Below are 24,696 nucleotides of genomic sequence, written 5' to 3'. Positions count from 1 at the left end.
TGGTTATGTCCAGAACCTATACTTTTTTTATTCATTTAAGAGCTTTGCCTGCTTGGTTGGCTTTAGCTCGTGAAAAGCGGGCTGAGTTTAGTACACAGAAGCTTGAACCTATTTTTGCGAAGTACCCAACTGTAAAAGTTCGGTGGTATGACGTTGAAGCGTTTAGCACTAAAGCCAGTGATATTGCTGTGTTTGAGACCACATCTCTACAAGATTATTATTTTGTGATTGATGCGATTCGAGACTCTGAATTTTGTACAGTTCCCTACTTTGAGTTTGTAGAGATTATTCCTGCAATTGAAGATGGGTATGTGGAGTATGAAGAAAGTTTCCTGTAAACGGGTATAACTTTTTATCAAATCAGTGATGCACAAGCCAGTAATTTTATGGCTATGCCTAAGGTAATAGCCATCGTAAAATCTAGATTTATTTCGAATTTTTTATCTCTATTTAATATAGCTATTCTTTTTAAAAACTTGTTGGAAACTTAAAGGAATATTTTGTGTATTAGGGATATGCCCAAAGAAATGCTCATCTTTTGTTTGGAAAAAGACATCAAAGCTTTGACTCATAAATGGATCGACTTCACTTTGTTTTTGATAAATTGGTTTAAGCCTATTGATATAATAATTGATCCAATCAACTTGATTTGAAAAATAAGAATAATCTTTAAGGTCAAAATATAGGCTATTCAAGTTATCCGCAATCAATTCTACATTTGGATGAAACAACCAAATAATAATCTCCATAGGAGAAACTTTTTTCAGCGTATGCTGAGATGTTTTATCAAATCTTTCAATTTTATATAATTGCGCACCAGATTGACTATAACTAGTGCAAAGTAGTTTTCCATTATGAACTTGATCAAGGTTTTGACCTAACTCTAAAGAACGGATTCTCTTAGAAATATCTAGACATTCAGGTAAAGTTATTAATTTAGATTTTGCTATATTTTTAAATATATCAACTGATTGCTGAACCACTCTTGATTCGCCAGTACCAGTAATAATACCTTGCTCCCAAGCGTATAACTTCGAGTAATGTGTAGTAGAAAGCTCCACATCTAAGGTTTCATTTACAGTTACTCTTTTATTGTCAACTGCAACAATAATGCTATCGTTTAATTGAATAGCTAAGATGAAAGTCATATTTTACGTAAAATAACGAGACATTTGATATACATTTATTTTAGGCTATATCTATGCAAAGTTCTGAATATTTTTTATAAAAATTGAGGTTATTGATGGCTGGTGGTTCTCAAATTATTATTAATAAAGATGGTATTACCCTGATTACACCAGGAAAATTTGAGCCGAAAGCTGGACAACACCTTTTTAAAGGCGGTGAAAAAGCTAACTATTCTTTACCTGAAATTCCTAATATTCAGCTTCCTTTCAGTAATAAATTAGATGTTTATAATTTATTCCCTGATATATCTAATATTGAATATTCTGTTTTACATTCAAATGGGCAAGTAAAAACTGGTTTCCTTGACCAGTATGGTAGGACTGGACGCATCAAATCTAATGAAAAAGAAAAGATTAAAGTTCTGATCGGAGGCGATGACTGGCATTATTATATCGACAAACTAGGTGGAACTAAGAATGATGAAACATATATAAAATTCTTAGATTTCTTAGGGAATCCAATAAGTAATTTAGAGTTCCAAATCACTAATGACAACAATAAATTAATAACATCTTGTCGAACTGACCAAAATGGAGAAGCGAAATTTAGTAGCCCTAATGATGACTTTCCTATTTTATCTATTAAAAACTTTATAGACCAAACATATAAACCTATGATGCGTATTGAAAATAATTTTGTTCGAGAAATTATTTTAATTAGTCCTAAAATATTAAAAGAAATAGAATTATTGCCTGAAACAGAAGAAAAGGGCGATTATTTAAGAAGTAATTATTCGGAATAAGCGTAATTAGGAGAATTGACTGATGAGTGATGGAAATCAAAAAGTAAATCAAAATGGTAGACCTATTTATTTATTCTCGCCAAGCCAAAAAGAAGCTGCTAGTACAGCACAAGATACTTCAACGTATATTGGCGTGTTAACTAACTCAACTAAACTGATCGAGAAAAATAACTTTTCCTGGGGACTTCTACACTCAAAAAATACTCCTCCTTTTAGTTTAGAACGTATTAAAAAGGCTACTAGTGCAAGTATGTATTATCACAAGCCCGAGAATACAGGAAATCAGGTATTTAGAGGAAATCGTTACATAGGTGTATCCAATGTAGGAGAAGTGGCAAACAAATTTGATAAAATGGGTGGAAGGCTAGGAAAAGGTGGTGATATTGCAGAAATTGGAATATTAACCAGAGAACGTGATTCTAAAGGATTAGTTGTGAAAGCAGCAACAATGGCTGGTTCAACTTATGGGGAAAATCGAGGATTAGCGCTAGCTGGTAGAATATGTCCCAAATTAGCAAAAGGTTCTCCACAAAAGGCAGTGCTTGTTGGTGGGTCATGTTTTGGAACACTATTTTTTTTAGGAAACAAGGCTGGGGATGCCGCTGGTAAAGTAATAGGCGGATCAAAAGTTGGACAAAAACTTGGTGAATCTCAAGCGGCAGTCACTATTGTTAATGGGTTAGCAGATGCAGCAGACTTAATGGAAGCACAAGAAAAAGCAACTGCTGAAGCAGAAAGACAAAGACAGCTTGAAAAAGATCCTATGTTAGAATGGCACATAATGGGAGCTGATTAATTATTAATCGGGACTAAAGATGAAATCGAAATTATTGATTATTGCTGGGTGTTTAATTTTATCTAATAGTTTTTTACTATCTGGATGTGCCAAGCAACCCTCGTCACAAAATCTTGTACAAGAAAAACCTTCAGAAGCTCTGAGATTATATGAAGAAGGTCAAAAATATTTTTTAGGTAAAGATGTTAAGCAGAATTATCAAAAAGCTTTAGAATTATTTCAAAAAGCATCTGATCAAGGATTAGCTGAGGCACAAAATGATCTGGGGGGAATGTATTTCGAAGGTCTAGGAACAACTCAAGATTATCAAAAAGCTTTTAAATATTTTGATAGTGCAGCTAACCAAAAATTAGCAGCAGCCCAATATAACCTTGGACTCATGTATGATAAAGGTCTCTATATTCAAAAAGATAGAAAAAAAGCCCTAGAGCTTTATGAATTATCAACTGAACAAGGCTACGCTAAGGCTCAATATAATTTAGGTAATGCTTACGCCAATGGAGATGGTGTTCCACAAAATAATAAGAAAGCTTTAGAACTTTTCTCAAAAGCAGCGCAGCAAAACCTTCCTCAAGCATCCTATAATTTAGGTAATATGTATGCAGATGGTGAAGGGGTTACCCAAGATAATAAGAGAGCTTTAGAGTATTTTACTAAAGCAGCTCAGCAAGGCTTTCCTCAAGCACAATATAATTTAGCTTATATGTATGAAAATATTTTCCCTGATTTGGAAAAGGCTAAATTTTGGTATATGGAAGCCTCAAAAAACCATATCCCTGAAGCTGATCAAGCATTAGAAAGGTTATCTTCGGTTAAATAACATATAAATACTATAAAGAGTAACAATCGCAAGTAAGGTTAATAGAATTCCTTGTATTTCTGAGAAGAAAATACTTAACCAAGATAATCTATAGTTAAATTCTTTATTTGAAAGAAATAACTTAGATGTATTAGGGGAATTCTTATTTATTAATAATTTTATTGTCTGGTCTTTTATAGCCTTATTAAAAATCTCTTTATTTTTTTCTTTAAAAAAATCGCAACGTTCAAAAATATATGTTTTATATATTCTATAAAAAATTTCGTCTTGTTGAAGATAGCTTTTATTTCCATAATTATATTGATATGAAACTGCTAGATTTGCCATTTTGTCCCCGCCTCGTCCCCAAGGACTTGAGCACTTAATTTTATAATTTAAGATCTGAAATTTTTCTAGCTGTATCCAATTTGGATGAGTTACATTAAAGATTTTTAATTTAGCAGCAGGAATGCTTGTGCAAAAAAATATTACAACAAGTAAAAATAGCACAAGATAGAGGCCAATATAGAAAAATTTATTCATGACTCAAAACTATAATAGATTAATTTTTAGCAAATGACAGATAATTATATACTATTAACATACAAATTAGTCCTCTATTATTTTTTAGAAGTCACCATCAAATATACAATTAATCCAATTAAGACCAAAAATATTAACTGAATTTCTAAAACAAGGTTTATCATCCAAGAGTTTCTAAATGATAAACCTTTTTTTGTTATTAATATTTTCGATTTTTTTGTGTCTGGTGAAATAAAAACTTTTATTTCATTCTTTTTCTTTATCTCATTAAATATAGATACATTTTGGTCTTTCATCTCATCACAATTCTCAGAAATAAACAATCTATATACAACCAAAAAATCTTTTTCTTCTGATTTATAAACTTTATTTTGATATGTATATTGATACCTTATATCTCCACGAGCACTTCTATCCATTCCTCGTCGCCAATACTTTCTTTTACAATAAACGTTATAATCTAAAATTTCATAATCTTTTATCTCAATCCAGTCAGGATGAAATAATTTAAAAACTTTTGATTGTAGGTTAAAAGATGAAGTTACAACTAATAAAATAAGAAAAACAGCTAGTAAGGATAAAATAATTTTTATAAATAATTTCATTATTGATATATCCCAACCTAAATAATGACCCTCAAATTAATATATAAAATAATATATAAACATATTTTATAAACCCTTAGCGGGTAAATATTAGCATAAAAATAAAATTTTATTGAATAACCTTAAGTATAGTCACCGTATACTATTTTATTATTTTCCCTCCCCCAAAACCTCTCCAACACCACATTTCTTTCATCCAAACTGTTAGAGCTTAAAACCTGTAGCAGCAAACCATCTATAAGGTTTAAAACCATATCTGCATCGAATTTAAAAGCACGGGTTTCACAGCTAAAAATCAGGTCAAAAAGTTCCCGATGTAACCATTTTCGGTATTCAACTGCCATACGGTAGGCCTGCGGGTACAGTAGTTTTATTTCAAAAACTGCTTTAAGCAGCAAATGGTACAGACTGTTTAAATTGGTATGTAAGACAATAATTTCTTTAAGTTTATCTTTTTGGGTGTAGTAACGGCTTGAGTAAATAATGGAGAGCACTTCTTCTTTGAGTAGGCTTTTTTGAAAGGCGATGCACATTTCAATTAGGCGTTCTTTGGAGTTGAAGTAGTTGTAAAACGTGGCTTTCGGTATTTTGGCTTCTTTGATAATCAGGTCTACCCCTGCATTATGGAACCCATGCGTGGTAAAGAGTTGGATGGCAGTTTGAACCACCTGTAATTTTTTGGAAGATATTTCTAAAGTTGGCATAGTTTTACCGTTATAAATTCTTGTTGTTTCTAAATGAGATAAAAAGCCTGTGCCCTTTTGGGAGAAAAAAAGGCACAGCAAAGCCGCAAGACGGTGCTTGGCACATCTCAAGTTTTATTGTTGATATAAGTTTTTAGTCGTGACGAGCTAAAGCTTTAAAACGTATTTTCAATTAAACAGTTTTAAAGATGAGCTAAACGATATTGGAATAAAAGGCTTGGCAATGGTTGCCAATAAAATAGAAATGTTGCGCATGAGCGACTCCTTAGGTAAAAGAAGTCCTACCGCATTACTGTCAAATAATGGTGGTAGAACGAAAGAGGGTTGACAGACTGAACCTAAGAATCAGCACACCCGAGGGTGTCCCCCTTCCGTCCTACCGCAACAAAAAGGGGGACGAACGAGTCTACATTAAAAAAACAAATTTTTTCAATGTCTTAGGTTCTGGCCTGTCAAAGCCAACTGGCAATGTAGGCCAGCACGCAAAGCATAATCTGAGAGTTTAGAGGTGTCAATGTAGCTTTTATGACAAGTATTTAAATTTCTTATTGTTTTTCATTAGATTAACTTAATTATTATTTTATATATTATATTTAATTGTATTTTTAAATTAAGTGAAGCGATCCATGCTTACTCATTTCTATCTTTTAACTTTTAATTTGAAACAACAAAATGGAAAGTGAGATTAGACAATCTCGGTCTGCCCCACTTGGTGATAAGCACGGTTAAAATAAACCAAACTTTGGTCATGTTGGCTTTGTTTAATCGCCACAATCGGACATATAAAAATCGTGTGTGTGCCGACTTGTTGAATTTGCTCAATCTCACAATCGAAACTCACCAAAGCATCATCTAACACAGGCGAACCTGTTTCTAACTCAATCCATGCGCCATGTTTAAAGCGCTCTTCTGGTGTGAGTTTAGATGAAAATGCTTTTGAAATATGTTCGTGATGCGCGCCTAACACATTCACAGTTAAGATTTTGTTATCTAGGAAATGTGCATGTGAACTCGCAGATTGGTTCATACACACCAATAATGTCGGAGGTGTGTCGGTCACACTACAAACAGCAGAGGCAGTAAATCCAAAACGGCCAGACATGCCTGCCGTGGTCACAACACTAACTGCACTTGTGAGTAAAGACATTGCATTTCTAAAGTCTGTTGCTTGAACCATGACATTATTCCTAAATTGAACCGTACCTTGTCCTGTGTGTTTGCTATACCGCCCAACTCCATCAGGAAGGTACTTTATCAACATGAGTCCTGATTAGAACTACATGTAGTAAGTAAAATGAGGGTTACTTGTTTGATTATCAACTGCCATCAAAAAAGTAACCCTTTATACCACTTATTGGGAAATATTAAGCAGTAAGATCATAACCCGTCAGTTCTCGGCGAACGATTTCTGCACCTGCACTCAAAGCATTTAACTTGCCACGTGCCACTTCACGAGAAAGAGGCGCCATACCGCAGTTTGTGCACGGGTAAAGCTTGTCAGAGTCTACAAACTGAAGCGCTTTACGTAGTGTGTTGGCTACTTCTTCTGGTGTTTCGATCTGGTTAGATGCCACATCAATTGCACCGACCATGACTTTTTTACCACGAATGAGTTCAAGTAAATCGATAGGCACATGTGAGTTGTGACATTCTAACGAGATGATATCAATATTAGACGTTTGAAGTTTCGGGAAAGCTTCTTCGTACTGGCGCCATTCAGAACCGAGTGTCTTTTTCCAGTCAGTGTTGGCTTTAATGCCGTAACCGTAGCAAATGTGGACCGCAGTTTCACATTTTAGACCTTCAATTGCACGTTCTAAAGTCGCGATGCCCCAGTCATTTACTTCGTCAAAGAATACGTTAAATGCAGGTTCATCAAACTGAATAATATCTACACCAGCAGCTTCTAGCTCACGCGCTTCTTGGTTCAAGATTTTGGCAAATTCCCAAGCAAGTTTTTCACGGCTCTTGTAGTGACCATCGTAAAGCGTATCAATCATAGTCATTGGGCCAGGTAATGCCCACTTAATTGGTTGATTGGTTTGCTGACGTAAAAACTTCGCATCTTCAACAAACACAGGCTTTTGACGAGACACCGCACCTACAACAGATGGCACGCTTGCATCGTAACGGTCACGAATACGAACTGTTTCGCGCTTCTCAAAATCTACGCCATTTAAGTGTTCAATAAACGTGGTCACAAAGTGTTGGCGGGTTTGTTCGCCATCGCTCACAATATCGATGCCAGCAAGTTGTTGTTCGTGCAACGCTAAACGTAACGCGTCTTTTTTACCTTCAACTAAGCCTTCATTTTCAAGTTTCCAAGGCGACCAAAGCTTTTCAGGTTCTGCAAGCCAAGACGGTTTTGGTAAGCTGCCAGCAGTTGAAGTTGGTAATAATTTTTTCATGATCAATGACCCGTATGTTGATTAATTAGGAGCGTAATTAGCAGACCACTGCTCAAGAATCGCTTGGTATGGTTTGATAAATTGCTCTTCAACAAACTTCCCCTGCTCAATAGCCAGACGGCTACGTTCTTCACGGTCATACACAATTCGAGTAAGTGAATAATCTTCATGTTTCAAGCTTGGTTGATAAGATTTTCCAGCCACTGAATTTGCGTTGTAAATTTCAGGACGGTAAATCTTTTGGAATGTTTCCATCGTACTAATGGTACTAATCAACTCAAGGTTGGTGTAATCACTCAACAAATCGCCTGTAAAATAGAACGCTAACGGCGCAACGCTATTTGGCGGCATGAAGTAGCGAACTTTTAAGCCCATTTTTTGGAAATATTCATCAGTGAGTGAATAGTCTTCTTGCTTGTACTCAACACCTAAAACAGGATGTTCGTTTTCAGTACGGTGGTATTCTTTAGTCGTCGAAACGCTTAGGCAAATCACAGGCGCCTTTTTAAAGTTGGCTTTGTAAGTTTCAGAGTTAATAAAGCTCTTAAACAAGTTACCGTGCAATTCACCAAACTTTTCTGGCGTGCTAAACGTAGACTTGTTTTTGTTGTGATCTAACAACAGCACACTAAAGTCATAGTCACGTACATAAGACGAGAAGTTGTTACCTACAATACCTTCGATGCGTTCATTGGTTTTCTTATCAACGATATTGGTTTTCAATATTTCGATTAAAGGAAGCCCGCTGGTACGGTTTTCGGCATCAATGTTCATTTCAACTGAGATGATTTCAAGTTCAACGCCATAGCGGTCACCTTTAGGGTTGTCCCAATGAGCTAAGGCATTGAAACGATTGTCGATCATCTGCAATGTATTACGCAAATTCTCTTCGCGGCTCATCCCTCTTGCCAAGTTAGCAAAGTTGGTTGTAATACGTGTATTGTCTGCTGGACGATAGTTCTCATCGAAACAAATACTCTTAATCGTAAATGTAAATTCTTTACTCATTGTGATCAGTACCCTAATTTCTGAGATAAAACCTAAATAAAAACTTTTTGCTCTTTTTAAACTTTCCAGACTTGTCAGATTTGTGCCTTATGGTCTTATCAAAGTGAATAACTGGAGCGCTTCAGAGCATGAATAGATTTATACCGCAATCAGAACATGAATAAAAATGATTTAGTCTCATTACAAACTGAGTGAAATTCATGTTTAGAGTTTAATAAATAAGTATGAAGTTAAATATTTTTCATCTTAGAGAATGTTAGACAGTAGAAATTCAATATACGGCGCTCAAGCAGCGCTTTAATCGTTTTTAATATTAATTATTATTTTCAAATACTTAATAGTAAAAATTTAAGTTAAAAAGAATCGACCTAAAGTAATGTGTGCTGACTTTCATTCATCTCTGTTTTTAGCCATTCTAAAAATATGGTTTTACGTGAATCTTCCTCAAAAGCGCCATGAGAAAGTAAAAAATAAGCTGAATTATCTTGCACAACAGGTGAAATTTTTTGCAGTAAGTTCCACTCAAGCTCTTTTTCAATCATATAAATTGAGATGACTGTCGCGCCAAGTCCAGCCAAACAACCTTCTAAACATAGATAAAAATGTTCGAGTTCAACTTTGGTGTAGCCTTTTAACCTCTGCTTTAACTCAGCAATGCGACTCGTACTTTTGAAAAAATTTGGTCTAGAAGTTGAAATGAGTAAGTCGTTTGTTTCCGATGGCTTGGTTGCTTGAACTAGAGCAATATATTCATCGGCAATCTTTTCGCTATAGATATGCTCTCCCCAATCAAAGTCATTTCGGCGAATCGCGATATCAATATTATCTTTTTCAAAATCGACCACGCCGCCTGCGGTAAGTAACACAATCTCAAAATCATGCCCAAGCTTTTTAAATTTTGATAACCGCGGTATGAGCCATTTCATGGAAAGAGTCGGTTCACACGACAAGACCAGTTGCTTGTTGTGAGTTTTAGGCTGACTTAGCTGGATTAAACATTCATCGAGTTGACCAAAAACCTGATGGCAACAACTCATTAAAATTTCGCCCTGCTCGGTCATCACAAGTGTTTTGTTTTTTCGCTCGAATAAAGCCGTATTTAAAGCTTCTTCTAAATTATAAATTTGTTTACTGACTGCACTTTGCGTCACAAATAATTTCTTTGCAGCTAAAGTGACGCTGCCATACTTCGCCACAAAATAGAAAAATTTTAATGAATTCAGCGATATTCTTTCAATCATTCCAAAAACTCATAGATATATAGTCGTTTTTATCGATTTCTATTTCTAGGTTTCTGTTCAAAATAAAAATCATCTTTATTAAACCCCATTTTAGATGATGAAAAATATATTAGATATCTATATCTATCTTCATAAATGTAAAGCCCCTATCTTTCTCACGAAAAGAATAATAGCTTTCAGTAAAACAGCTCTCCTCTCAAATACATTCCAAAAAGTACAGATCAACCCCCTCGTTTTCAGTGAGAGCACAAGATAATGGCAGAGTTTATTGCGGTTATTCTCATTACGATTTTGGCGGTGGTTAGCCCCGGCGCTGACTTCGCGATCGTTACGAAAAATAGTTACTTGTACGGCAGAAAAATAGGTGTGTTCACTTCACTCGGAATATCGCTTGGCGTGTTGGTACATGTAACCTATACACTTGTAGCCGTTGCCTTTGTGATGACTTATACGCCACAAATTTTGAATATTGTTAAGTATATTGGCGCACTTTATCTGATCTATATTGGCTATAAAACCTTTACTCAAAAACCAGTTTTAGACACTGCTGCTTTAAATTCTATAGGTACTTTGCAAGCCATAAAATATGGCTTTTTTACCAACGCCCTGAACCCTAAAACCACGCTATTTGTGATTAGCACCTATACGCAAATTGTGAGTTTAACCACGCCTAAAACCATACTTTTGGCTTATGGCTTTTTTATGTCTTTGGCCCATTTTGTATGGTTTTCACTGGTGGCGGTGCTGTTTTCATCCATGCTACTGAGACAGAAAATGTTAGCCAAGCAAGTACAGATTAATAAGGTGATTGGCTCAATTTTATGTGTGTTAGGTGTGATTTTGCTTTTTACTAAGTTTCAGTAGAGACACTTGATTTTTAAGAGACTGTAGAGTATGGACTGAGTCCTGTGTACAGAACTCAGTCCATTCAAGCGAGTTAAGAATCTATTTTTTAAGTATTCGATTCAGATAAATCATTTACATTCCAACGATTTGCTCTTTTAAATGTTCCAACATCGTTAAACCGAACACCCATATCACGCATGACTTTATGGGCAACGGGCGCAGTCATTTGTCGAATGTAGAATGGTTCTTTCACCACAAAATGATGGATGGCATGCGTCGAACCAAAGTTAAAGCAAAAGAGTTGGAACGGCATCATCCACCACGGTGTTAACACTTGCGTTTGTTGAATCACATTGCCTAATTCAACATCACCATAGTAATGCATGTTGCTTGTCACAAAGTGCAGGCAGAAGGTGCGCAGCACATTTGGCGCAATCCACACCACAGTCAAAACATTAATCACATGCATAACATTTAGGGTTGTAGCTGACCATGCGATCGGTGCATTTGCCAAGCTTGAAATCATATCAACTGCATGAAAACCTAAAAAGATATACCACAGCGACCAGTGAATAATTCCTAGCGGAAAATAAGCCATAAATGCACGTTTAAAAATTACTTTTCTAACCGTCCAATTGCTTGCAGAAATAATACGAAACAAGACCGCCAAGCCGTTATCACCAATCGCGATGAGTCGACGTATGCTCCACTGCTCTCCGTTGGTTAAAGCTCTTTCTTCTAAATCGACTTCGGTGCCTGAATTTTTATGATGGTTAAAATGCAGCTCACGACGTTTCCACGGGTTAATGGTACTTGGTCGAGCTAACCAGACTAAGCCCATCATTAAATGATGTGCCCATGGTTTCTTTCTAAAATACATCCAGTGAATCAGGTCATGCTCTAACTCATGGGTGAGCGATGCAAAAAAAGCAATAATCGGAATTGCAAACCAAGCTGAAAGTTGATGATTTATATAGAGCACGGCAGTCGCTATCATGCCGACCAAAGATATAAATAGAATCATCGCCCCAATAGCATTTTGATGGTTCAAAATAGGATGGCGTTTGCGTAAAGCCACGCCTTCTGCTGTTACTACTTTTTTAATATGTTCCGTTTTTTCGCTATCGGTCATTCCGGCAGGATTTTTATAAATATAGGTCATCCGTTATTCCTCAGTTTTTCATGCCCCTACTTTATTTAGATCGCCCTAAGTGTGCTTAGCTCGAAACGCCAATCTATTGGCTATGGATGCCAAAATAAAAAGATTCAAAATAAACAAAAGATTTTTTAGTTTTGAATCTTTTATACTGTTCAGAGGAATATGAATCACAAGTTATAGGACATAACATGCCACAGACAGCAACGGCACTGGCTAGCTGGGTAAAAGCGATTCAAAAGGCGCTTGAAAAAGCCGGTGTTGATAGTCAACCTTTATTAGAACAAGCAGGTTTAGATATTCAGGCTCTGAGTAATCCTGATGCACGATATTCATTAAAACAAACAGCAAATTTATGGAAATTAGCAGTTCAGAAAACTCAAGATTCATGTTTTGGCCTTAAAGTTGCCAGCCAAGTCAATCAAAATACTTTTCATGTGTTAGGACATTCACTGATTACCAGCACCACCCTAAAAGAGATGTTTCTAAGAATTATTCGTTATTTTCGTGTGGTTACAGATATTCCAGAGCTAGAGTTTTATGGGCAAGGAAATAATCATTATTTCGTTATTCATGTTCCCGACGAAGTTCAGCCCGAATCAATAGATGCATTTATTTCCGTTTTTATTCGCTCGAGTCGTGCTTTACAAGGATCTGTTTTTTCGCCCTTACGCATTGAACTTAGACGTTCAGAACCTGAAGATTTAGAAACATTCCAGAGTATTTTAAAAGCTCCGATCGTTTTTAATGCACCCAAAGATATGATTGTGTTTGATACGGCAACCATAGAACAACCACTAGAAGGTGCAAATCCAACCCTCACCCAAGAATATGATGAAATTATTAATCGTTATCTGGCACGGCTCGATAAAGAAAATATATTGGCACGAGTGAAAGTAAAATTAATTGAAAAATTATCTACAGGTGATTTTCAACAACAAGACGTTGCAAAAAGTCTGGGCTTAAGCATACGGAGTCTGCAACGCAAACTTTCTGCCGAAAACACCTCTTATAGTGAGTTACTTGATCAGACTCGGCATGAACTCGCCTTATCGTATATTAAAAACTCAAACCATAATATTACTGAGATTGCTTATATTCTTGGCTTTACCGATGTAAGTAGTTTTACCCGTGCGTTTCGCCGCTGGACCGATTTATCACCTATCCATTATCGAGAAAAATATCTGGCTTGCTCTTAACTTTTGAAAACTTAGATAAAAAAGATGCATGTAAGTGCATCTTTTTTTTATGAGTAATTTATTTTTTAGTAAGTAGTTCTAGCATCGAAACTGTAGTGACTTTAGCACCCACTGGCAAAGCTTTTAAGTCAACAATGTAGTTTGGACTATGTGGAATATAAGGCACAGGTTTGCCTTGTTTGACTGCATTTGCAAACACAACAGGGTCTGCCACACCAATAAACATAAAGTTAAAAGGAATGTCTTTTTGGTCGCCTAACAAATGATGAACATCTTCTGACCCCATAACCGCAGGATACTCAGTTAGAACATGTTTATCTCCCAATAGTGCTTTTAAAGGCCCATTTAAACGTGCTGAAAATTCTTTATTGTTAATTACAGGTGTGCTTGAACCTTTAAAAGTAAAGGTCGGCATTTGGTCTTTACCCATCCCCTGCATTTGAGACGCGCCTTCACTCATAGACTTAATGTTATTTAACATGGTTTCACGCACTTTTGGATCAAACCAGCGCAAGTTCATTTTGACCAAAGCAGTAGAAGGAATCACGTTATTCGAGTTTCCAGCCTGAATTGAACCTATCGATAATACTGCCGCTTGCTGCGGATCAACTGCGTTACCCATAATGGTTTGATATTGATTTACTGCATTGGCCGCCATGCTAATTGGGTTTTTGGTGAGCATTGGTAGTGAACCATGCCCACCCACACCTTTAAATAAAACATCAAGCTGATCGGTTCCCGCCATACGTGGCCCCGGTGCATTGATGACCACGCCCACAGGTGCAGGTGTGGTATGCACTGCAAAGAAATAATCAGGTTTTGGCAAGTTATATTTTGTCCATAAGCCATCGGTCACCATAGCTTTTGCACCTGTGATCGGCTCTTCGGCAGGTTGCGCGACTAAAATAATAGTTCCGCTCCATTCCTTTTTTAAAGCGACTAATGTTTTTGCCATGCTGAGCATCCATGTCACATGTGCATCATGACCGCACATATGTGCTACAGGTGTTTCAGTTCCATCATCAAGTTTTACACGCACTTTACTCGCGTATGGTAAACCAGTCGCTTCTTCAACAGTGTTGGCATCCATATCGGCACGGTACATTACTGTTGGTCCTTCACCATTTTTTAAAATGCCGACCACGCCTGTTTTGGCTATTCCCGTTTTAACGTCAAAACCCAGTGACTTAAGTTCTTTGGCAACAATTGCTGAAGTACGCGTTTCCATAAACCCAAGTTCAGGGTGTTCATGAATGTCTTTATAGACCTTATTTAACCACTCTGTTTGCCCATCAATAATGGTTAACGCTTTTTGCGAAACCGCCGGCAAAGTTGTTGGACTTGCTTCCGCATGAAGGAGAGTTCCATAACCTGCAATGAAAGTCGATAATCCTAAAAATAGGCTGTTTTTAAAAAATTTGTTCATTATGTATGAAGCTCCGTTTTAATAATCTTTGCAGTTAATTAATAATTATTTTGTTTTTAGCTAAATCTTTCTTTTCTAATTGATTTAATAAGGTACCAAATAAAGTGGCCATTATGTACATCAATATTGAATACACAGCTGCTGGCATTGCTGCATCCGAACTTGACATCACAGTTAAAGCAATCGTTAAAGCCAAGGTACTGTTATGAATGCCAATTTCAAATGCACATGCTTTGGCTTGAAAGCTGTTAATGCCAAATAAACGTGGCAACCAATATCCAATCGCAAGACTACAAACACAGAAAAGTAAGGTTGCTCCGCCAACGAGTCCAATGTAATCGAGAAGTTTTTGATAGTCTTTAGCAATCGCGAGCGCAATAATAAAAAGTAAAAATACAATGGCGAACACACGAACGGGTTTATTTAACTTTTCTGCAAATTTTGGTGAGAAATGTCTAATCAACATTCCAATGATGACTGGAAATAAAATAATAACAAATACTTGAATTATTTTAGAAAACTGCAATCCAACGTGTTGTTCACTTGCCACAAAATGTAGTAATGCGAAGTTCACAATCAAGGGCAGTGTAAAAGCAGCGAGCACTGAATTTATCGCCGTTAAAGTAATATTAAGGGCAATATCGCCCTTATATAAATAGCTAAATAAATTTGCAGTGGCCCCGCCTGGTGAAGCTGCAAGTAACATTAGCCCAACAGCAATCATTGGTGGTAAAGCAAAGACCTTACAAATCATGAAAGCAATAGCTACTAAAATAATGAGCTGACAAAACAAAGCAATAAATACGGCTTTGGGATGCTGGCGAACACGCTTAAAATCCTTGAGAGTCAATTCCAACCCCATACCTGCCATGATAATCGCCAAGGCTATGGGTAAGAATACGGTAATTACCAATGAATCCATTCTCTATTTCCTCTTTTAATTTTTGTATTGTTTAGAATTTATATCCAATTTTTAAGCCATAGCTGACTGAGTGGTTATCCTTAAACTCACCTACATAATAGTCACTACCCGCCTGTGCGCCAAGCTGAGCTTTTGCATCGCCTAACCAAAAATATTTAATACCACCAGAAATAAAGTATTGCGATGTCGGGCTATATTGAGCACCCACGCCCAAGTTGTAATATCCCTTGCTTGGGCCACCCGTTGACACTTTATCACCTGCTCCCGAGTCCCATCCAACCGACACAGAACCTAACCATTTAGGTGAAAAGCGTTGTCCAACCCCCAAATTTAAAGACCATTGGTCGTCATAATAACGAACCAAATTAAAACCTTCTGGACGGCTTGGCGTTGATAGTACGCCAACAACTTTTGAGATCTCACCGAAGCGATAAGGTTGCAAAGCAAGATCACTCCAATTTACCCAGCGTAAACCACCAAACAGTAACGTTCCCTGACGAAGTCCGGTCTGGAACTCTAAATTCACTGAATCAGGAGATTTAAATTTTGTTGTACCTGTATCTTCTTGTTCTGGCAAATTGGCAATAATCTGGTTTAAGTAAGCTTTCTTTTGTGAAGTCATCTGACCAATAGAAATCATGTAGTCTAGATGCTGATTAACTAAATCACGACCTTGTTGAGTGCTTAACATATCAATGAGTGGGGCATTTTCAGTCGCGTTTAATTTGTGAGTAATGGCTGAACGGTAGGTTAATGAGACTTTCACAGCTTTTTCCGGAATCTGGTAGGCAAGTCCTGCTAACCATCCCAAGTCACCTACAGTTTTGGTGTGAAAGTCATAGCCGTTGTAAAGACTAAATACATTACCTCTTAATTCAACCTGACTTTTAAAGGTTTGATAGACTGGCCCCGCATAAAGATTCCAGTTTTTTGTGGGTTGATACCCCAAAATAAAGCTTAAATTTTGTATATCAAATTCTGATTTTGCATTTCCTGTAGGAGCCTGACCAGAAGTAGCATTGGCAAGTCCTGCTGTTGTAATGCTGGGTAACATAACCGTGTCTTTTGGCGTGGCAACAAAGCCATTTAGGCCTGAATATTCTGTGTCGGCACCAAATGGTTGATCGTAAAGCAAGCCAAATGAATACTGCGGTGCTAACTGTAATTTTAAAGCTGCGGTAGGTCGATAATCGGTGTTGGCTATATCTGAAATTGAATGATGTGACGGGTTTGTGCCCGACTCTACACCACTTAAATTGGCATCTGTGATTCCTAAACTTGCTTCAAAATAGTTACCCGGTTGTAAAAATGCCGCTACAGACTGCCCTGTTTTATCAAATGCAGCCGCATGTAAGGTGCTTATGCAAATTGAAGTTATTCCTAAGATCAATATTTTTTTATTCACAACAAAACTCATGGATCCATCCTGGATATTTTTTATTTTGATTCCTCACTTTATGTAGATTTGAATGCTTCTGCTTAGCTCCAAACGCCAATGAGTTGACCGTAGATGCCATATTGAAAAGTTATGGTTTGTGTAGCGGTAAGCACAACAAAGTTTTTATATTAAAAAAGGGCTTACTTTTTAGATTTAAAAAACAATCGCAGACTGTATTGATAAAAAAAGCGTGTAGTGAGAATTACGAAAATTAATCTTGAAAGTTGGAAAGAAACGACGATGGGTACTGCGAGTCCGAGAGCTTTAGCCATCAGTGACATTTCTGCGATGCCTCCGGGTGAAAGCCCCAAAATCAAGATTTGTTTTTCTGTATGACTTAAATTAACCAGTAATAAAGCAACGCTGATCGATAACGCTAAAGCCAATAAATTGAATATCAGTGTGATTCCAATAAATTTTTTATTTTTCCTTAAAAAGCTAAATGGAAATTTGCTGCCTAGTGACCAGCCAATACAGACTTGACCAAAGGCAGTAAACCACTCAGGCAATTTCATCTGAAGTATTCCACAAAATGACAATAACCCAATAATGGCGAGTGACCCCAAAATCCAAGCATTCAAAAGATTAAAAAATTGAAAAACCTTACCCACAAACAGAGCCAGACAAAACAGCAATACAACCTGAAAAAAGCTAAATTGATCCGACACTGGTATCTTTAAACCAGTCCATTCGACATGAAAATAAAGCTCCATAAAAATTGGAACCAGCACAACCAAAATCACAATTCTCAAACTATGGGCAGCAACGACTTTATCGACTTGAGCTTGATATCGTTCTGCAATATTCACCATTTCACTGGCGCTACCAATCGCAGAAGAAAACCATGCAGTTGCCCAATCCAAGGCATTAACTCGATATTGCAATCCAGCCAGCAACGTACCCAATACAAGTGACCATGCCAAACCTATGAGGATAAAGCCCCAATATGCTGCCACTGCCTGTACCAAAGCTGGTGAAAAGTATAGGCCTAAAGCCATACCGATAATGACCTGCCCTATGCGTCGCCACTGGGGATCACAGGCAAGTGGATGACCAACACTACCGAACAATAAAGCCGTCAATAAAGGTCCAAGCAACCAAGGCAAGGGAATATGCAAATATTTGGCAATTAAAGCTCCGACCAGAGCAATTGCTAATCCTTTGAGATTTGAGCTTATTTTTTCCATAATTCAGAGCAATAATAGCCAACCAATGCTGACTATTATTGCTGTCCTATTAAGCTTGTTGCTTTTTGATAAACAAGTATTTACGAACGATTGGCAAGATCAATAATAATCCTGACATGATCCAAAGTCCTATACTAATGTTACTGCTCCATAAGACATCAAGTTCCCCTTGAGAAATTGAAAGTGCACGGCGCAGATTCGATTCCATTAATTCGCCAAGTACAAAACCTAAGATTAATGGAGCTAAAGGAAAATCAAATTTTCTAAGAATATATCCACATACACCTAAGCCCATACATAACAGCAAGTCAAAGATATTGCTATGAATAGCATACACACCAACAAAACTCACGCTTGCGATGATCGGGATCAAAATATAATTAGGAATACTCAACATGCGGGCAAAGAAGCCTACCAATGGCAAGTTTAATACCAACAGAATGATATTGCCTACCATAAGCGATGCAATCAGCGACCATACCAGTACAGGTTGCTGAACAAATAACTGTGGACCTGGTGCGATGTTGTACATAAGCAATGCGCCCATCATGACCGCAGTCGTCCCCGAACCCGGTACACCTAGTGTCAACATGGGTACAAATGAACCACAAGCCGCTGCGTTATTCGCACTTTCTGGTGCAGCAAGCCCACGTAAATCACCTTTACCAAACTTGCTACTATCTTTTGCCATTTTTCGTTCAGTGGTATAGGCCATCGCACTTGCAACGGTTGCACCTGCTCCTGGAAGAATACCCAAGAAGAAACCAATCACTGAACTGCGGATAATAGCAACTAACGAGAAAAAGAACTCTTTAAGATTAAAAAGAGAACGCTTTCCTTGTTTTAAGGCAACTTGACCAATTGTCGTGCGTTCGAGCATTAATAGGATTTCGCTTACACTAAATAGGCCAATAACCAAAGTTGTGAATGCAATTCCGTCACTTAAACCGACACTGTTAAAGGTAAAGCGATATACACCTGTAATTGCATCCATCCCTACAGTTGAAAGTGCTAGGCCCATGAGTGCCATAATTAAGGTTTTAAAAGGCTGCGTACTGACCAGACCAGTTAAACAAACAATTGCAAAGACCATCAGAGCAAAATATTCAGCAGGTCCAAACGCAATTGCCCATTTCGCCAATATAGGTGCAAACAATACAATCCCAATAAAGGCAACAGTACTTCCAACAAAGGAACTGACCGATGACAAAGACAATGCAATTCCTGCCTTACCTTGCTGTGCCAATGGATAACCATCTAACGTGGTCATAATGGCCCCAGCATCTCCGGGTACGTTTAACAGAATCGCTGAAATACGCCCACCATATTCACAGCCCAAATAAACTGCTGCCAATAAAATCAAGGCACTATCTACAGGTAAACCCAAAGCGTAAGCAAACGGCAATAAAATTGCCACACCATTAATTGGGCCTAAACCCGGTAATAAGCCAACAATCGTTCCAATAAATGCGCCAATCAAAGCAATTAAAAGATTCTGCGGCTGCAAGGCAACCTCAAACCCCATCATTAAAAAACTTAATACATCCATATCGGGTCATCCTTAACCAAAAAATCCAAGTGGTAACGGCACATCCAAGAAACGGTCAAACATATAGTAGGTACTCATGCTCAGTACCAAACCTGTCACCAAAACCGGTATGGTTTTGCCATGGAAAAGTTTGCCCACTGCAATGGTCATCAACAGGGTTGCAACAATAAAGCCGAGCCATTCAAAAACTAATGCATATAGCGTTAAAGCCACCACACACAACACTAACTTAACGACTAGATGTTTTGTCCATCCCAATTCCACGGGTTCAAACATAATGGCCGGTCGAATAGTGAGATACGCTGCACTCGCTGTAATTAAGCCCATTAATAAAATAGGAAAAGCTTTAGGGCCCACTGGATCGTAGGAAATTGGGGCTTCAAAATTGCTCGCATAAATCAACAAAAATAACCCACAAACCGTAATAATGGCGGTAAGAATCCGTTCAGATTTCATCATCTATCCTCAGAAAAAAACTGAGCTGAAAAATAGCTTCTCAACCCAGCCGATTTGTTATTGTGATAATTTATATTCTTGCGATAACTGCCGCATTTCCGCGGTCTGTTTATAAACATAAGCTTTGAGTTCTTCACCTGTCAGCTGAAATGGGAGTAGATCCTGATTTTCACGGACTGCGTTAAATTTCTGGTTAGCCATCATTTTATCGAAGGCATTTTTCCACCAACCATAAGCTTCATCACTGACCTTAGGTCCCATATAGAAACCACGGATCACCGGCCACTCAATGTCATAGCCTTGCTCTTTTGCAGTAGGTAATTTTGAGAACTTCCCGTCTAAACGCTTGTTAGCAAAAACTGCCAATACCCGAATATCACCAGACTCTAGGTATGAACTGACTTCACTAATATTGCCGACCCCAACTTGAATATGCTGCCCCAGTAATGAAGTCAGCACTTCCCCACCGCCTTCAAGTGCAACAAATCTTAAATCGGCAGGACTAATACCTGCTTTTTTTGCCAACATTGCTGTTTGCATCCAGTCTTGACCACCCACACTTCCGGCACCACCAAAGCTAAGTGCTTTTGGATTTTCTCTGAGTGCTTTCATCAAGTCATCAAGGTTTTTCAATGGTGAGTCTTTATGTACCGAAACCAGACCATAATCGACGGCGACGCCAGACAACCATTTCACATCTTTTTCAGTGAAGTGTCCGAATTTTCCTTGTGCTAAGTTCAAAAGTGAACCAGTGGAAAATGCAACCACAGCATTATTATTCGCAGGGTCACTGTTTACGATTTTGTTATAGGCTACGGCACCTACCCCACCCGGCATATAGGTTACGCGTATTGGATCTTTGAGCTGGTCTGTTTGTTTAAAGCCAGATTGAATCAATTTACAGGTCATATCAAACCCGCCACCCGGCTTAGCTGGGGCTATACATTCCGGACGTTTTGGCTGACCCGCCTCTTTAGAAGCATTTCCTGAACCACACCCAGCCATTGTCACACTGACGCATGTTAATGCGAGTAAAGTTAAATTTTTCATGTTACATACATCCTTATAACGTTTTGCTCTATTCATATTTTGATTTTTACCAATCTCCATAATCGACCTCCTTGGCACGATCATGCTTATCGGTTTTTAGTTTTGGTCTTATGTTTTGAAATGCACTTTTTCACAGCGAATTTCAGTAATGCAGCGTTACTAAAAAAATTACGAATCAATCGACTGAAAGAAATAGCTAAGGAGAGGGAAAGTTAGGACAATCACCAGATCTATAATGAGAATTAAAACCTTTGCAAAAATATCTAAAAATGCTTTGGTTAAATAATACTGATGAATAACAACAAGATAGTAAAAACTTAATCTATTGAGTTGTCTTTTGCATATCCATGCAATGGGTAACGTTAATATTTAAATAAATAAACCTGTTTACCCAATCTTCCCTTCTGATCAAATGAGCTAAATACTCATATATTTTTCCAATAGTTATTGAATCAGTTACTCTTCTTCATCATTTGAAAATCCATCATATTTTTTAATGCATCATGCATTTAATGTGCTCCTTTTTTCATTTGAAAAGATTAAAGCACAGATCAAGAAAACATCGTGATACCAATAAATTAAAGGGGGCATTAGTAAAATTAAATAGGTTAAAATTCTAAGAAAAGGGAATGTGAAAGACTGAAAATCTAGCGGTAAATTTATCGTAATAATAAATAAAAGTTAGAGGAGAAATTTTAATATTAAAGTTGAAAAAGATCGTTTTTATTGTTTTTAGAATATCAAATTAAAGATCTTTTTTATGGATTGCTGTTAATATTAAAGCACATGATAGATTTCCCAATCCTTCATATCTGTACAAATTAAATCAAGGATGATGAGCGAACACATTTATTATGGAAATCAAACAAATAAAATATTTTTTAACTGTGGTTGAAGCAGGTAGTATTGGTAAAGCTGCCCAAAAACTCGATGTGGGTGCTTCTGCTATTAGCCAGCAAATTAGTAAATTAGAACAAGAGCTAAGCATTCGCCTATTACAGCGTAATGCCTTTGGGGTCACCCCTACTCCAGCAGGACTCGCCTTTTTAAAACATTCTCAACTTATTTTACGTCAAGTAAACTTCGCGGTAGATGCTGCTCATTCTGCACGACTGTCTGGACATGTCAGCCTTGGCTTTCCACCGACCATTACGGCTTTGATTGGCATCCCTTTAATGAAACTAATGTCTGAACGTTACCCAGATATTCGTTTAGAAATTGTGGAAACGCTATCAGGCAATCTAATTCAGTCTATTAACTCGCGTCAGCTCGATATCGCGATTATTTTTACCAATGAAATTGATAAGCAGTGGTCAATACAGCCTTTGGTACGCGAGCAAATGTATTTAATGGCACGCAAGGAAGTGCTAGAAGAATATGGCCTTGCCGAATGCATCAAAAGTGGCGTTATTCAGTCTCAACAAATTGGAGACCTTCCTTTAGTACTACCACGTCAGCGCCATAGCTTAAGAAAGTTGCTTGAGCACAAGATTGGTCAGCTTAATGTCGTCTATGAAATTGATGGCCTACACTTACTCATGGATAGTCTAATTCACCTCGACCTTGCCAGCGTCCGCCCAGGTAGCGCTTGTCTGCAAGAGTACAAACATAAGCTTCAATTACTCAAGTTAGTAGACCCTGAAGTTGAACGAATCAATTACTTGGTAAGCCTTGCCGAAGAAGAATTATCACCTGCCGCACTTGCCGCAAAGTCAGCCATTAAGGCTTGCGTGAAAGATTTGATTCAAAACCAGATTTGGCCATGTTCGGAAATTATTTTATAAAGAGTCATTAATTTTATTAAATACCTAATTAATTTTGCCCTCTCACTCCCTCCTGCTTTTTGAGATTACATTTTCGTCCGAATGATAAGTGGTTTTCTGCTTATCGAAATATAGATGTGTAGTTTGAACTGGAAACAAGGCATCACATTTTCTGCAAAGGACCTCGCTAAATCTCATCTCTAACCCATTTGCTCTTTAGATTTATTGATTGAATCAATTTAGGTCCAGCCTCGAAAATCGTGAATGTTTCCATTTTGTCAGGCCAAGGAGGTCTCCAATGGATGTCGTGAATAACCGTAGGGCTACTTTTAAAAAAATATTAAATGTAACGAGTGGCAACTTTTTAGAGCAGTACGACTTTTTTCTTTTTGGTTTCTATGCCACTTATATCGCGGCAAAATTTTTCCACTCTGAAAATGAATATGTCTCTTTAATGATGACATTTACCGTATTTGCTGCGGGTTTTCTTATGCGTCCTCTCGGCGCTATTTTCTTGGGCGCTTATGTCGACAGAGTTGGTCGACGTAAAGGTCTTATTGTTACTTTAAGTCTTATGGCCATCGGAACCATCTTAATTACCTTTGTACCGGGTTACGAAACCATAGGTATTATTGCTCCGATTTTGGTGGTGATTGGACGTCTATTACAAGGCTTCTCGGCAGGTGTTGAATCTGGCGGTGTGTCGATTTATCTCGCAGAGATTGCAACAGATAAAAATCGTGGATTTATCACAAGCTGGCAGTCTGGCAGTCAACAAGTTGCTGTTGTGTTTGCTGCGTTACTTGGCTACTGGCTCAACACCATTTTAACTACTGCTCAAGTGGGTGAATGGGGCTGGCGTATTCCGTTCTTAATCGGTTGTTTGATTATTCCGTTAATCTTCTTGTTCCGTCGTACTTTAGAGGAAACTGAAGACTTTAAAGCGCAAAAGACTCATCCATCGACCAAAGAAATTTTCAGCACACTGGCAAGCAACTGGCGCATCGTCCTTGCAGGCATGATGATGAGTGCAATGACGACGACCACTTTCTACTTTATTACGGTTTACACTACAGTGTATGCAAAACGTACTTTAGAAATGTCAGTAACAGATAGCCTTTTAGCAACTGTGTTTGTTGGTTTGTCTAATTTCTTCTGGTTACCAATGGGTGGTTTGCTTTCAGACAAAATTGGCCGCCGTCCAGTACTAGTCGGTATTACTACACTTGCTCTCTTTACAAGTTATCCGGTTTTAAGTTGGTTAGTGAACAACATTAGCTTCTCAAACCTTCTAATTACGCTTGCTTACTTCTCGTTCTTCTTTGGTATGTACAACGGAACCATGGTCGCAACCCTTGCAGAAGTGATGCCGAAACGTGTACGTACAGTTGGTTTCTCTTTAGCGTTCAGCCTTGCAGCCGCTATTTTTGGTGGTATGACCCCAATGGCTTGTACCTTCCTTGTCGAAAACACAGGCAACCCAAGTACCCCTGCTTTCTGGCTCATGCTTGCTGCGGTCTGTAGCCTCATCTCAAGCTTGTATCTATGCCGTGGTTCTAAACAGAAAAATACTGATGCGATTGCTGAACCTGCAAAAATTAGCGCTTAAAACAACAACTATTTAACCTGAAATTTTAATGAACAGTACGGCAGATCTTACGTCTCCGTAC

24 protein-coding genes are annotated in these 24,696 nt (G+C 37.8%); 8 read left to right on the top strand and 16 right to left on the bottom strand.

Annotated elements, in window-relative coordinates; translation table 11 throughout:
- The first annotated feature begins 5 nt into the window (after window positions 1–5).
- Entirely contained in the window at window positions 6–338 is a 333-nt protein-coding gene (locus RMA94_RS07940) for a darcynin family protein (RefSeq protein ID WP_311082464.1), read from the top strand.
- A 108-nt stretch (window positions 339–446) separates the two neighbouring features.
- On the opposite strand, the gene RMA94_RS07935 is transcribed toward RMA94_RS07940, so the two are convergent.
- Window positions 447–1,148, bottom strand: a complete 702-nt coding sequence (locus tag RMA94_RS07935) for a hypothetical protein (protein WP_311082463.1) — start codon at window positions 1,146–1,148, stop codon at window positions 447–449.
- A gap of 95 nt (window positions 1,149–1,243) precedes the next feature.
- On the opposite strand from RMA94_RS07935, the gene RMA94_RS07930 reads away from it, so the two are divergent.
- From RMA94_RS07930 to RMA94_RS07920, 3 genes are read left to right on the top strand one after another with little or no spacing between them, the layout of a single operon-like run.
- Entirely contained in the window at window positions 1,244–1,930 is a 687-nt protein-coding gene (locus RMA94_RS07930) for a type IV secretion protein Rhs (protein ID WP_311082462.1), read from the top strand.
- Between the two features lie 22 nt (window positions 1,931–1,952).
- Complete coding sequence (locus RMA94_RS07925) at window positions 1,953–2,726, top strand: hypothetical protein (protein ID WP_311082459.1); 774 nt, start codon at window positions 1,953–1,955, stop codon at window positions 2,724–2,726.
- Between the two features lie 19 nt (window positions 2,727–2,745).
- Window positions 2,746–3,546 carry a tetratricopeptide repeat protein gene (locus tag RMA94_RS07920; RefSeq protein ID WP_311082457.1) on the top strand — a complete coding sequence of 267 codons (801 nt, stop codon included), beginning with the start codon at window positions 2,746–2,748 and terminating at the stop codon, window positions 3,544–3,546.
- Here RMA94_RS07920 and RMA94_RS07915 read toward each other — a convergent pair.
- The 7 genes from RMA94_RS07915 to RMA94_RS07885 form a co-directional block, all read right to left on the bottom strand.
- The gene (locus RMA94_RS07915; RefSeq protein WP_311082455.1) at window positions 3,529–4,068 is read right to left on the bottom strand and encodes a hypothetical protein; all 540 of its coding nucleotides are present in this window, start codon (window positions 4,066–4,068) and stop codon (window positions 3,529–3,531) included. The two genes, RMA94_RS07920 and RMA94_RS07915, sit on opposite strands and share 18 nt — an antisense overlap.
- A 77-nt stretch (window positions 4,069–4,145) precedes the next feature.
- Window positions 4,146–4,673, bottom strand: a complete 528-nt coding sequence (locus RMA94_RS07910; protein ID WP_311082453.1) for a hypothetical protein — start codon at window positions 4,671–4,673, stop codon at window positions 4,146–4,148.
- A gap of 122 nt (window positions 4,674–4,795) precedes the next feature.
- The gene (locus RMA94_RS07905) at window positions 4,796–5,377 is read right to left on the bottom strand and encodes a TetR/AcrR family transcriptional regulator (RefSeq protein WP_311082452.1); all 582 of its coding nucleotides are present in this window, start codon (window positions 5,375–5,377) and stop codon (window positions 4,796–4,798) included.
- 685 nt (window positions 5,378–6,062) lie between these two features.
- Window positions 6,063–6,554: a flavin reductase gene (locus tag RMA94_RS07900; RefSeq protein WP_000249487.1), complete on the bottom strand. Its 492-nt coding sequence runs from the start codon at window positions 6,552–6,554 to the stop codon at window positions 6,063–6,065.
- 187 nt (window positions 6,555–6,741) lie between these two features.
- A complete protein-coding gene (locus RMA94_RS07895; protein ID WP_000735359.1) occupies window positions 6,742–7,785 on the bottom strand; it encodes a methionine synthase in 1,044 nt (347 codons plus the stop codon).
- 21 nt (window positions 7,786–7,806) lie between these two features.
- Window positions 7,807–8,793, bottom strand: a complete 987-nt coding sequence (locus RMA94_RS07890) for a DUF1852 domain-containing protein (protein ID WP_000031350.1) — start codon at window positions 8,791–8,793, stop codon at window positions 7,807–7,809.
- Between the two features lie 368 nt (window positions 8,794–9,161).
- Window positions 9,162–10,034, bottom strand: coding sequence for a LysR family transcriptional regulator (locus tag RMA94_RS07885; RefSeq protein ID WP_311082451.1), 873 nt, complete (start codon window positions 10,032–10,034; stop codon window positions 9,162–9,164).
- Between the two features lie 255 nt (window positions 10,035–10,289).
- Between RMA94_RS07885 and RMA94_RS07880 the strand changes: the two genes are divergently transcribed.
- Window positions 10,290–10,898: a LysE family translocator gene (locus tag RMA94_RS07880; protein ID WP_282463920.1), complete on the top strand. Its 609-nt coding sequence runs from the start codon at window positions 10,290–10,292 to the stop codon at window positions 10,896–10,898.
- 88 nt (window positions 10,899–10,986) lie between these two features.
- Here RMA94_RS07880 and RMA94_RS07875 read toward each other — a convergent pair whose 3' ends face one another.
- Entirely contained in the window at window positions 10,987–12,012 is a 1,026-nt protein-coding gene (locus RMA94_RS07875) for a fatty acid desaturase (RefSeq protein WP_311082524.1), read from the bottom strand.
- Between the two features lie 215 nt (window positions 12,013–12,227).
- Between RMA94_RS07875 and RMA94_RS07870 the strand changes: the two genes are divergently transcribed.
- Window positions 12,228–13,235, top strand: coding sequence for an AraC family transcriptional regulator (locus RMA94_RS07870; protein WP_017387508.1), 1,008 nt, complete (start codon window positions 12,228–12,230; stop codon window positions 13,233–13,235).
- Between the two features lie 58 nt (window positions 13,236–13,293).
- On the opposite strand, the gene RMA94_RS07865 is transcribed toward RMA94_RS07870, so the two are convergent.
- The 7 genes from RMA94_RS07865 to RMA94_RS07835 form a co-directional block, all read right to left on the bottom strand.
- Complete coding sequence (locus tag RMA94_RS07865; RefSeq protein WP_311082448.1) at window positions 13,294–14,661, bottom strand: amidohydrolase; 1,368 nt, start codon at window positions 14,659–14,661, stop codon at window positions 13,294–13,296.
- A gap of 34 nt (window positions 14,662–14,695) precedes the next feature.
- Window positions 14,696–15,583: a bile acid:sodium symporter family protein gene (locus tag RMA94_RS07860; protein ID WP_057067986.1), complete on the bottom strand. Its 888-nt coding sequence runs from the start codon at window positions 15,581–15,583 to the stop codon at window positions 14,696–14,698.
- Between the two features lie 31 nt (window positions 15,584–15,614).
- Window positions 15,615–17,000 carry an outer membrane protein transport protein gene (locus tag RMA94_RS07855; protein ID WP_057067989.1) on the bottom strand — a complete coding sequence of 462 codons (1,386 nt, stop codon included), beginning with the start codon at window positions 16,998–17,000 and terminating at the stop codon, window positions 15,615–15,617.
- Window positions 17,001–17,161: 161 nt separating this feature from the next.
- Window positions 17,162–18,208: an AbrB family transcriptional regulator gene (locus RMA94_RS07850; protein WP_068557204.1), complete on the bottom strand. Its 1,047-nt coding sequence runs from the start codon at window positions 18,206–18,208 to the stop codon at window positions 17,162–17,164.
- Window positions 18,209–18,257: 49 nt separating this feature from the next.
- Entirely contained in the window at window positions 18,258–19,757 is a 1,500-nt protein-coding gene (locus RMA94_RS07845) for a tripartite tricarboxylate transporter permease (RefSeq protein WP_000382837.1), read from the bottom strand.
- A gap of 12 nt (window positions 19,758–19,769) precedes the next feature.
- Window positions 19,770–20,216: a tripartite tricarboxylate transporter TctB family protein gene (locus RMA94_RS07840; protein WP_078224226.1), complete on the bottom strand. Its 447-nt coding sequence runs from the start codon at window positions 20,214–20,216 to the stop codon at window positions 19,770–19,772.
- Window positions 20,217–20,270: 54 nt separating this feature from the next.
- On the bottom strand, window positions 20,271–21,323 hold the full coding sequence (locus RMA94_RS07835; protein WP_068526751.1) for a tripartite tricarboxylate transporter substrate binding protein: 1,053 nt from the start codon (window positions 21,321–21,323) through the stop codon (window positions 20,271–20,273).
- 794 nt (window positions 21,324–22,117) lie between these two features.
- On the opposite strand from RMA94_RS07835, the gene RMA94_RS07830 reads away from it, so the two are divergent.
- On the top strand, window positions 22,118–23,047 hold the full coding sequence (locus RMA94_RS07830) for a LysR family transcriptional regulator (RefSeq protein WP_005803313.1): 930 nt from the start codon (window positions 22,118–22,120) through the stop codon (window positions 23,045–23,047).
- Window positions 23,048–23,324: 277 nt separating this feature from the next.
- Window positions 23,325–24,635, top strand: a complete 1,311-nt coding sequence (locus RMA94_RS07825) for an MFS transporter (protein WP_068526752.1) — start codon at window positions 23,325–23,327, stop codon at window positions 24,633–24,635.
- Window positions 24,636–24,696: the final 61 nt, after the last annotated feature.

It is taken from the genome of Acinetobacter sp. V115_6, assembly GCF_031799025.1.
GTDB classification, from domain to species: Bacteria; Pseudomonadota; Gammaproteobacteria; order Pseudomonadales; family Moraxellaceae; genus Acinetobacter; species Acinetobacter pittii.
Note: the sequence above shows the minus strand (reverse complement) of the source record. Positions and strands in the feature narration are given on the sequence as shown.

Coding starts and splice junctions, on each gene's coding strand:
- RMA94_RS07915 (WP_311082455.1), bottom strand. CDS start 4,068: ATGAATAAATTTTTCTATATTGGCCTCTATCTTGTGCTATTTTTACTT.
- RMA94_RS07855 (WP_057067989.1), bottom strand. CDS start 17,000: ATGAGTTTTGTTGTGAATAAAAAAATATTGATCTTAGGAATAACTTCA.
- RMA94_RS07920 (WP_311082457.1), top strand. CDS start 2,746: ATGAAATCGAAATTATTGATTATTGCTGGGTGTTTAATTTTATCTAAT.
- RMA94_RS07850 (WP_068557204.1), bottom strand. CDS start 18,208: ATGGAAAAAATAAGCTCAAATCTCAAAGGATTAGCAATTGCTCTGGTC.
- RMA94_RS07875 (WP_311082524.1), bottom strand. CDS start 12,012: ATGACCGATAGCGAAAAAACGGAACATATTAAAAAAGTAGTAACAGCA.
- RMA94_RS07930 (WP_311082462.1), top strand. CDS start 1,244: ATGGCTGGTGGTTCTCAAATTATTATTAATAAAGATGGTATTACCCTG.
- RMA94_RS07885 (WP_311082451.1), bottom strand. CDS start 10,034: ATGATTGAAAGAATATCGCTGAATTCATTAAAATTTTTCTATTTTGTG.
- RMA94_RS07860 (WP_057067986.1), bottom strand. CDS start 15,583: ATGGATTCATTGGTAATTACCGTATTCTTACCCATAGCCTTGGCGATT.
- RMA94_RS07910 (WP_311082453.1), bottom strand. CDS start 4,673: ATGAAATTATTTATAAAAATTATTTTATCCTTACTAGCTGTTTTTCTT.
- RMA94_RS07865 (WP_311082448.1), bottom strand. CDS start 14,661: ATGAACAAATTTTTTAAAAACAGCCTATTTTTAGGATTATCGACTTTC.
- RMA94_RS07830 (WP_005803313.1), top strand. CDS start 22,118: ATGGAAATCAAACAAATAAAATATTTTTTAACTGTGGTTGAAGCAGGT.
- RMA94_RS07840 (WP_078224226.1), bottom strand. CDS start 20,216: ATGATGAAATCTGAACGGATTCTTACCGCCATTATTACGGTTTGTGGG.
- RMA94_RS07900 (WP_000249487.1), bottom strand. CDS start 6,554: ATGGTTCAAGCAACAGACTTTAGAAATGCAATGTCTTTACTCACAAGT.
- RMA94_RS07895 (WP_000735359.1), bottom strand. CDS start 7,785: ATGAAAAAATTATTACCAACTTCAACTGCTGGCAGCTTACCAAAACCG.
- RMA94_RS07890 (WP_000031350.1), bottom strand. CDS start 8,793: ATGAGTAAAGAATTTACATTTACGATTAAGAGTATTTGTTTCGATGAG.
- RMA94_RS07935 (WP_311082463.1), bottom strand. CDS start 1,148: ATGACTTTCATCTTAGCTATTCAATTAAACGATAGCATTATTGTTGCA.
- RMA94_RS07845 (WP_000382837.1), bottom strand. CDS start 19,757: ATGGATGTATTAAGTTTTTTAATGATGGGGTTTGAGGTTGCCTTGCAG.
- RMA94_RS07880 (WP_282463920.1), top strand. CDS start 10,290: ATGGCAGAGTTTATTGCGGTTATTCTCATTACGATTTTGGCGGTGGTT.
- RMA94_RS07870 (WP_017387508.1), top strand. CDS start 12,228: ATGCCACAGACAGCAACGGCACTGGCTAGCTGGGTAAAAGCGATTCAA.
- RMA94_RS07940 (WP_311082464.1), top strand. CDS start 6: ATGTCCAGAACCTATACTTTTTTTATTCATTTAAGAGCTTTGCCTGCT.
- RMA94_RS07835 (WP_068526751.1), bottom strand. CDS start 21,323: ATGGAGATTGGTAAAAATCAAAATATGAATAGAGCAAAACGTTATAAG.
- RMA94_RS07905 (WP_311082452.1), bottom strand. CDS start 5,377: ATGCCAACTTTAGAAATATCTTCCAAAAAATTACAGGTGGTTCAAACT.
- RMA94_RS07825 (WP_068526752.1), top strand. CDS start 23,325: ATGGATGTCGTGAATAACCGTAGGGCTACTTTTAAAAAAATATTAAAT.
- RMA94_RS07925 (WP_311082459.1), top strand. CDS start 1,953: ATGAGTGATGGAAATCAAAAAGTAAATCAAAATGGTAGACCTATTTAT.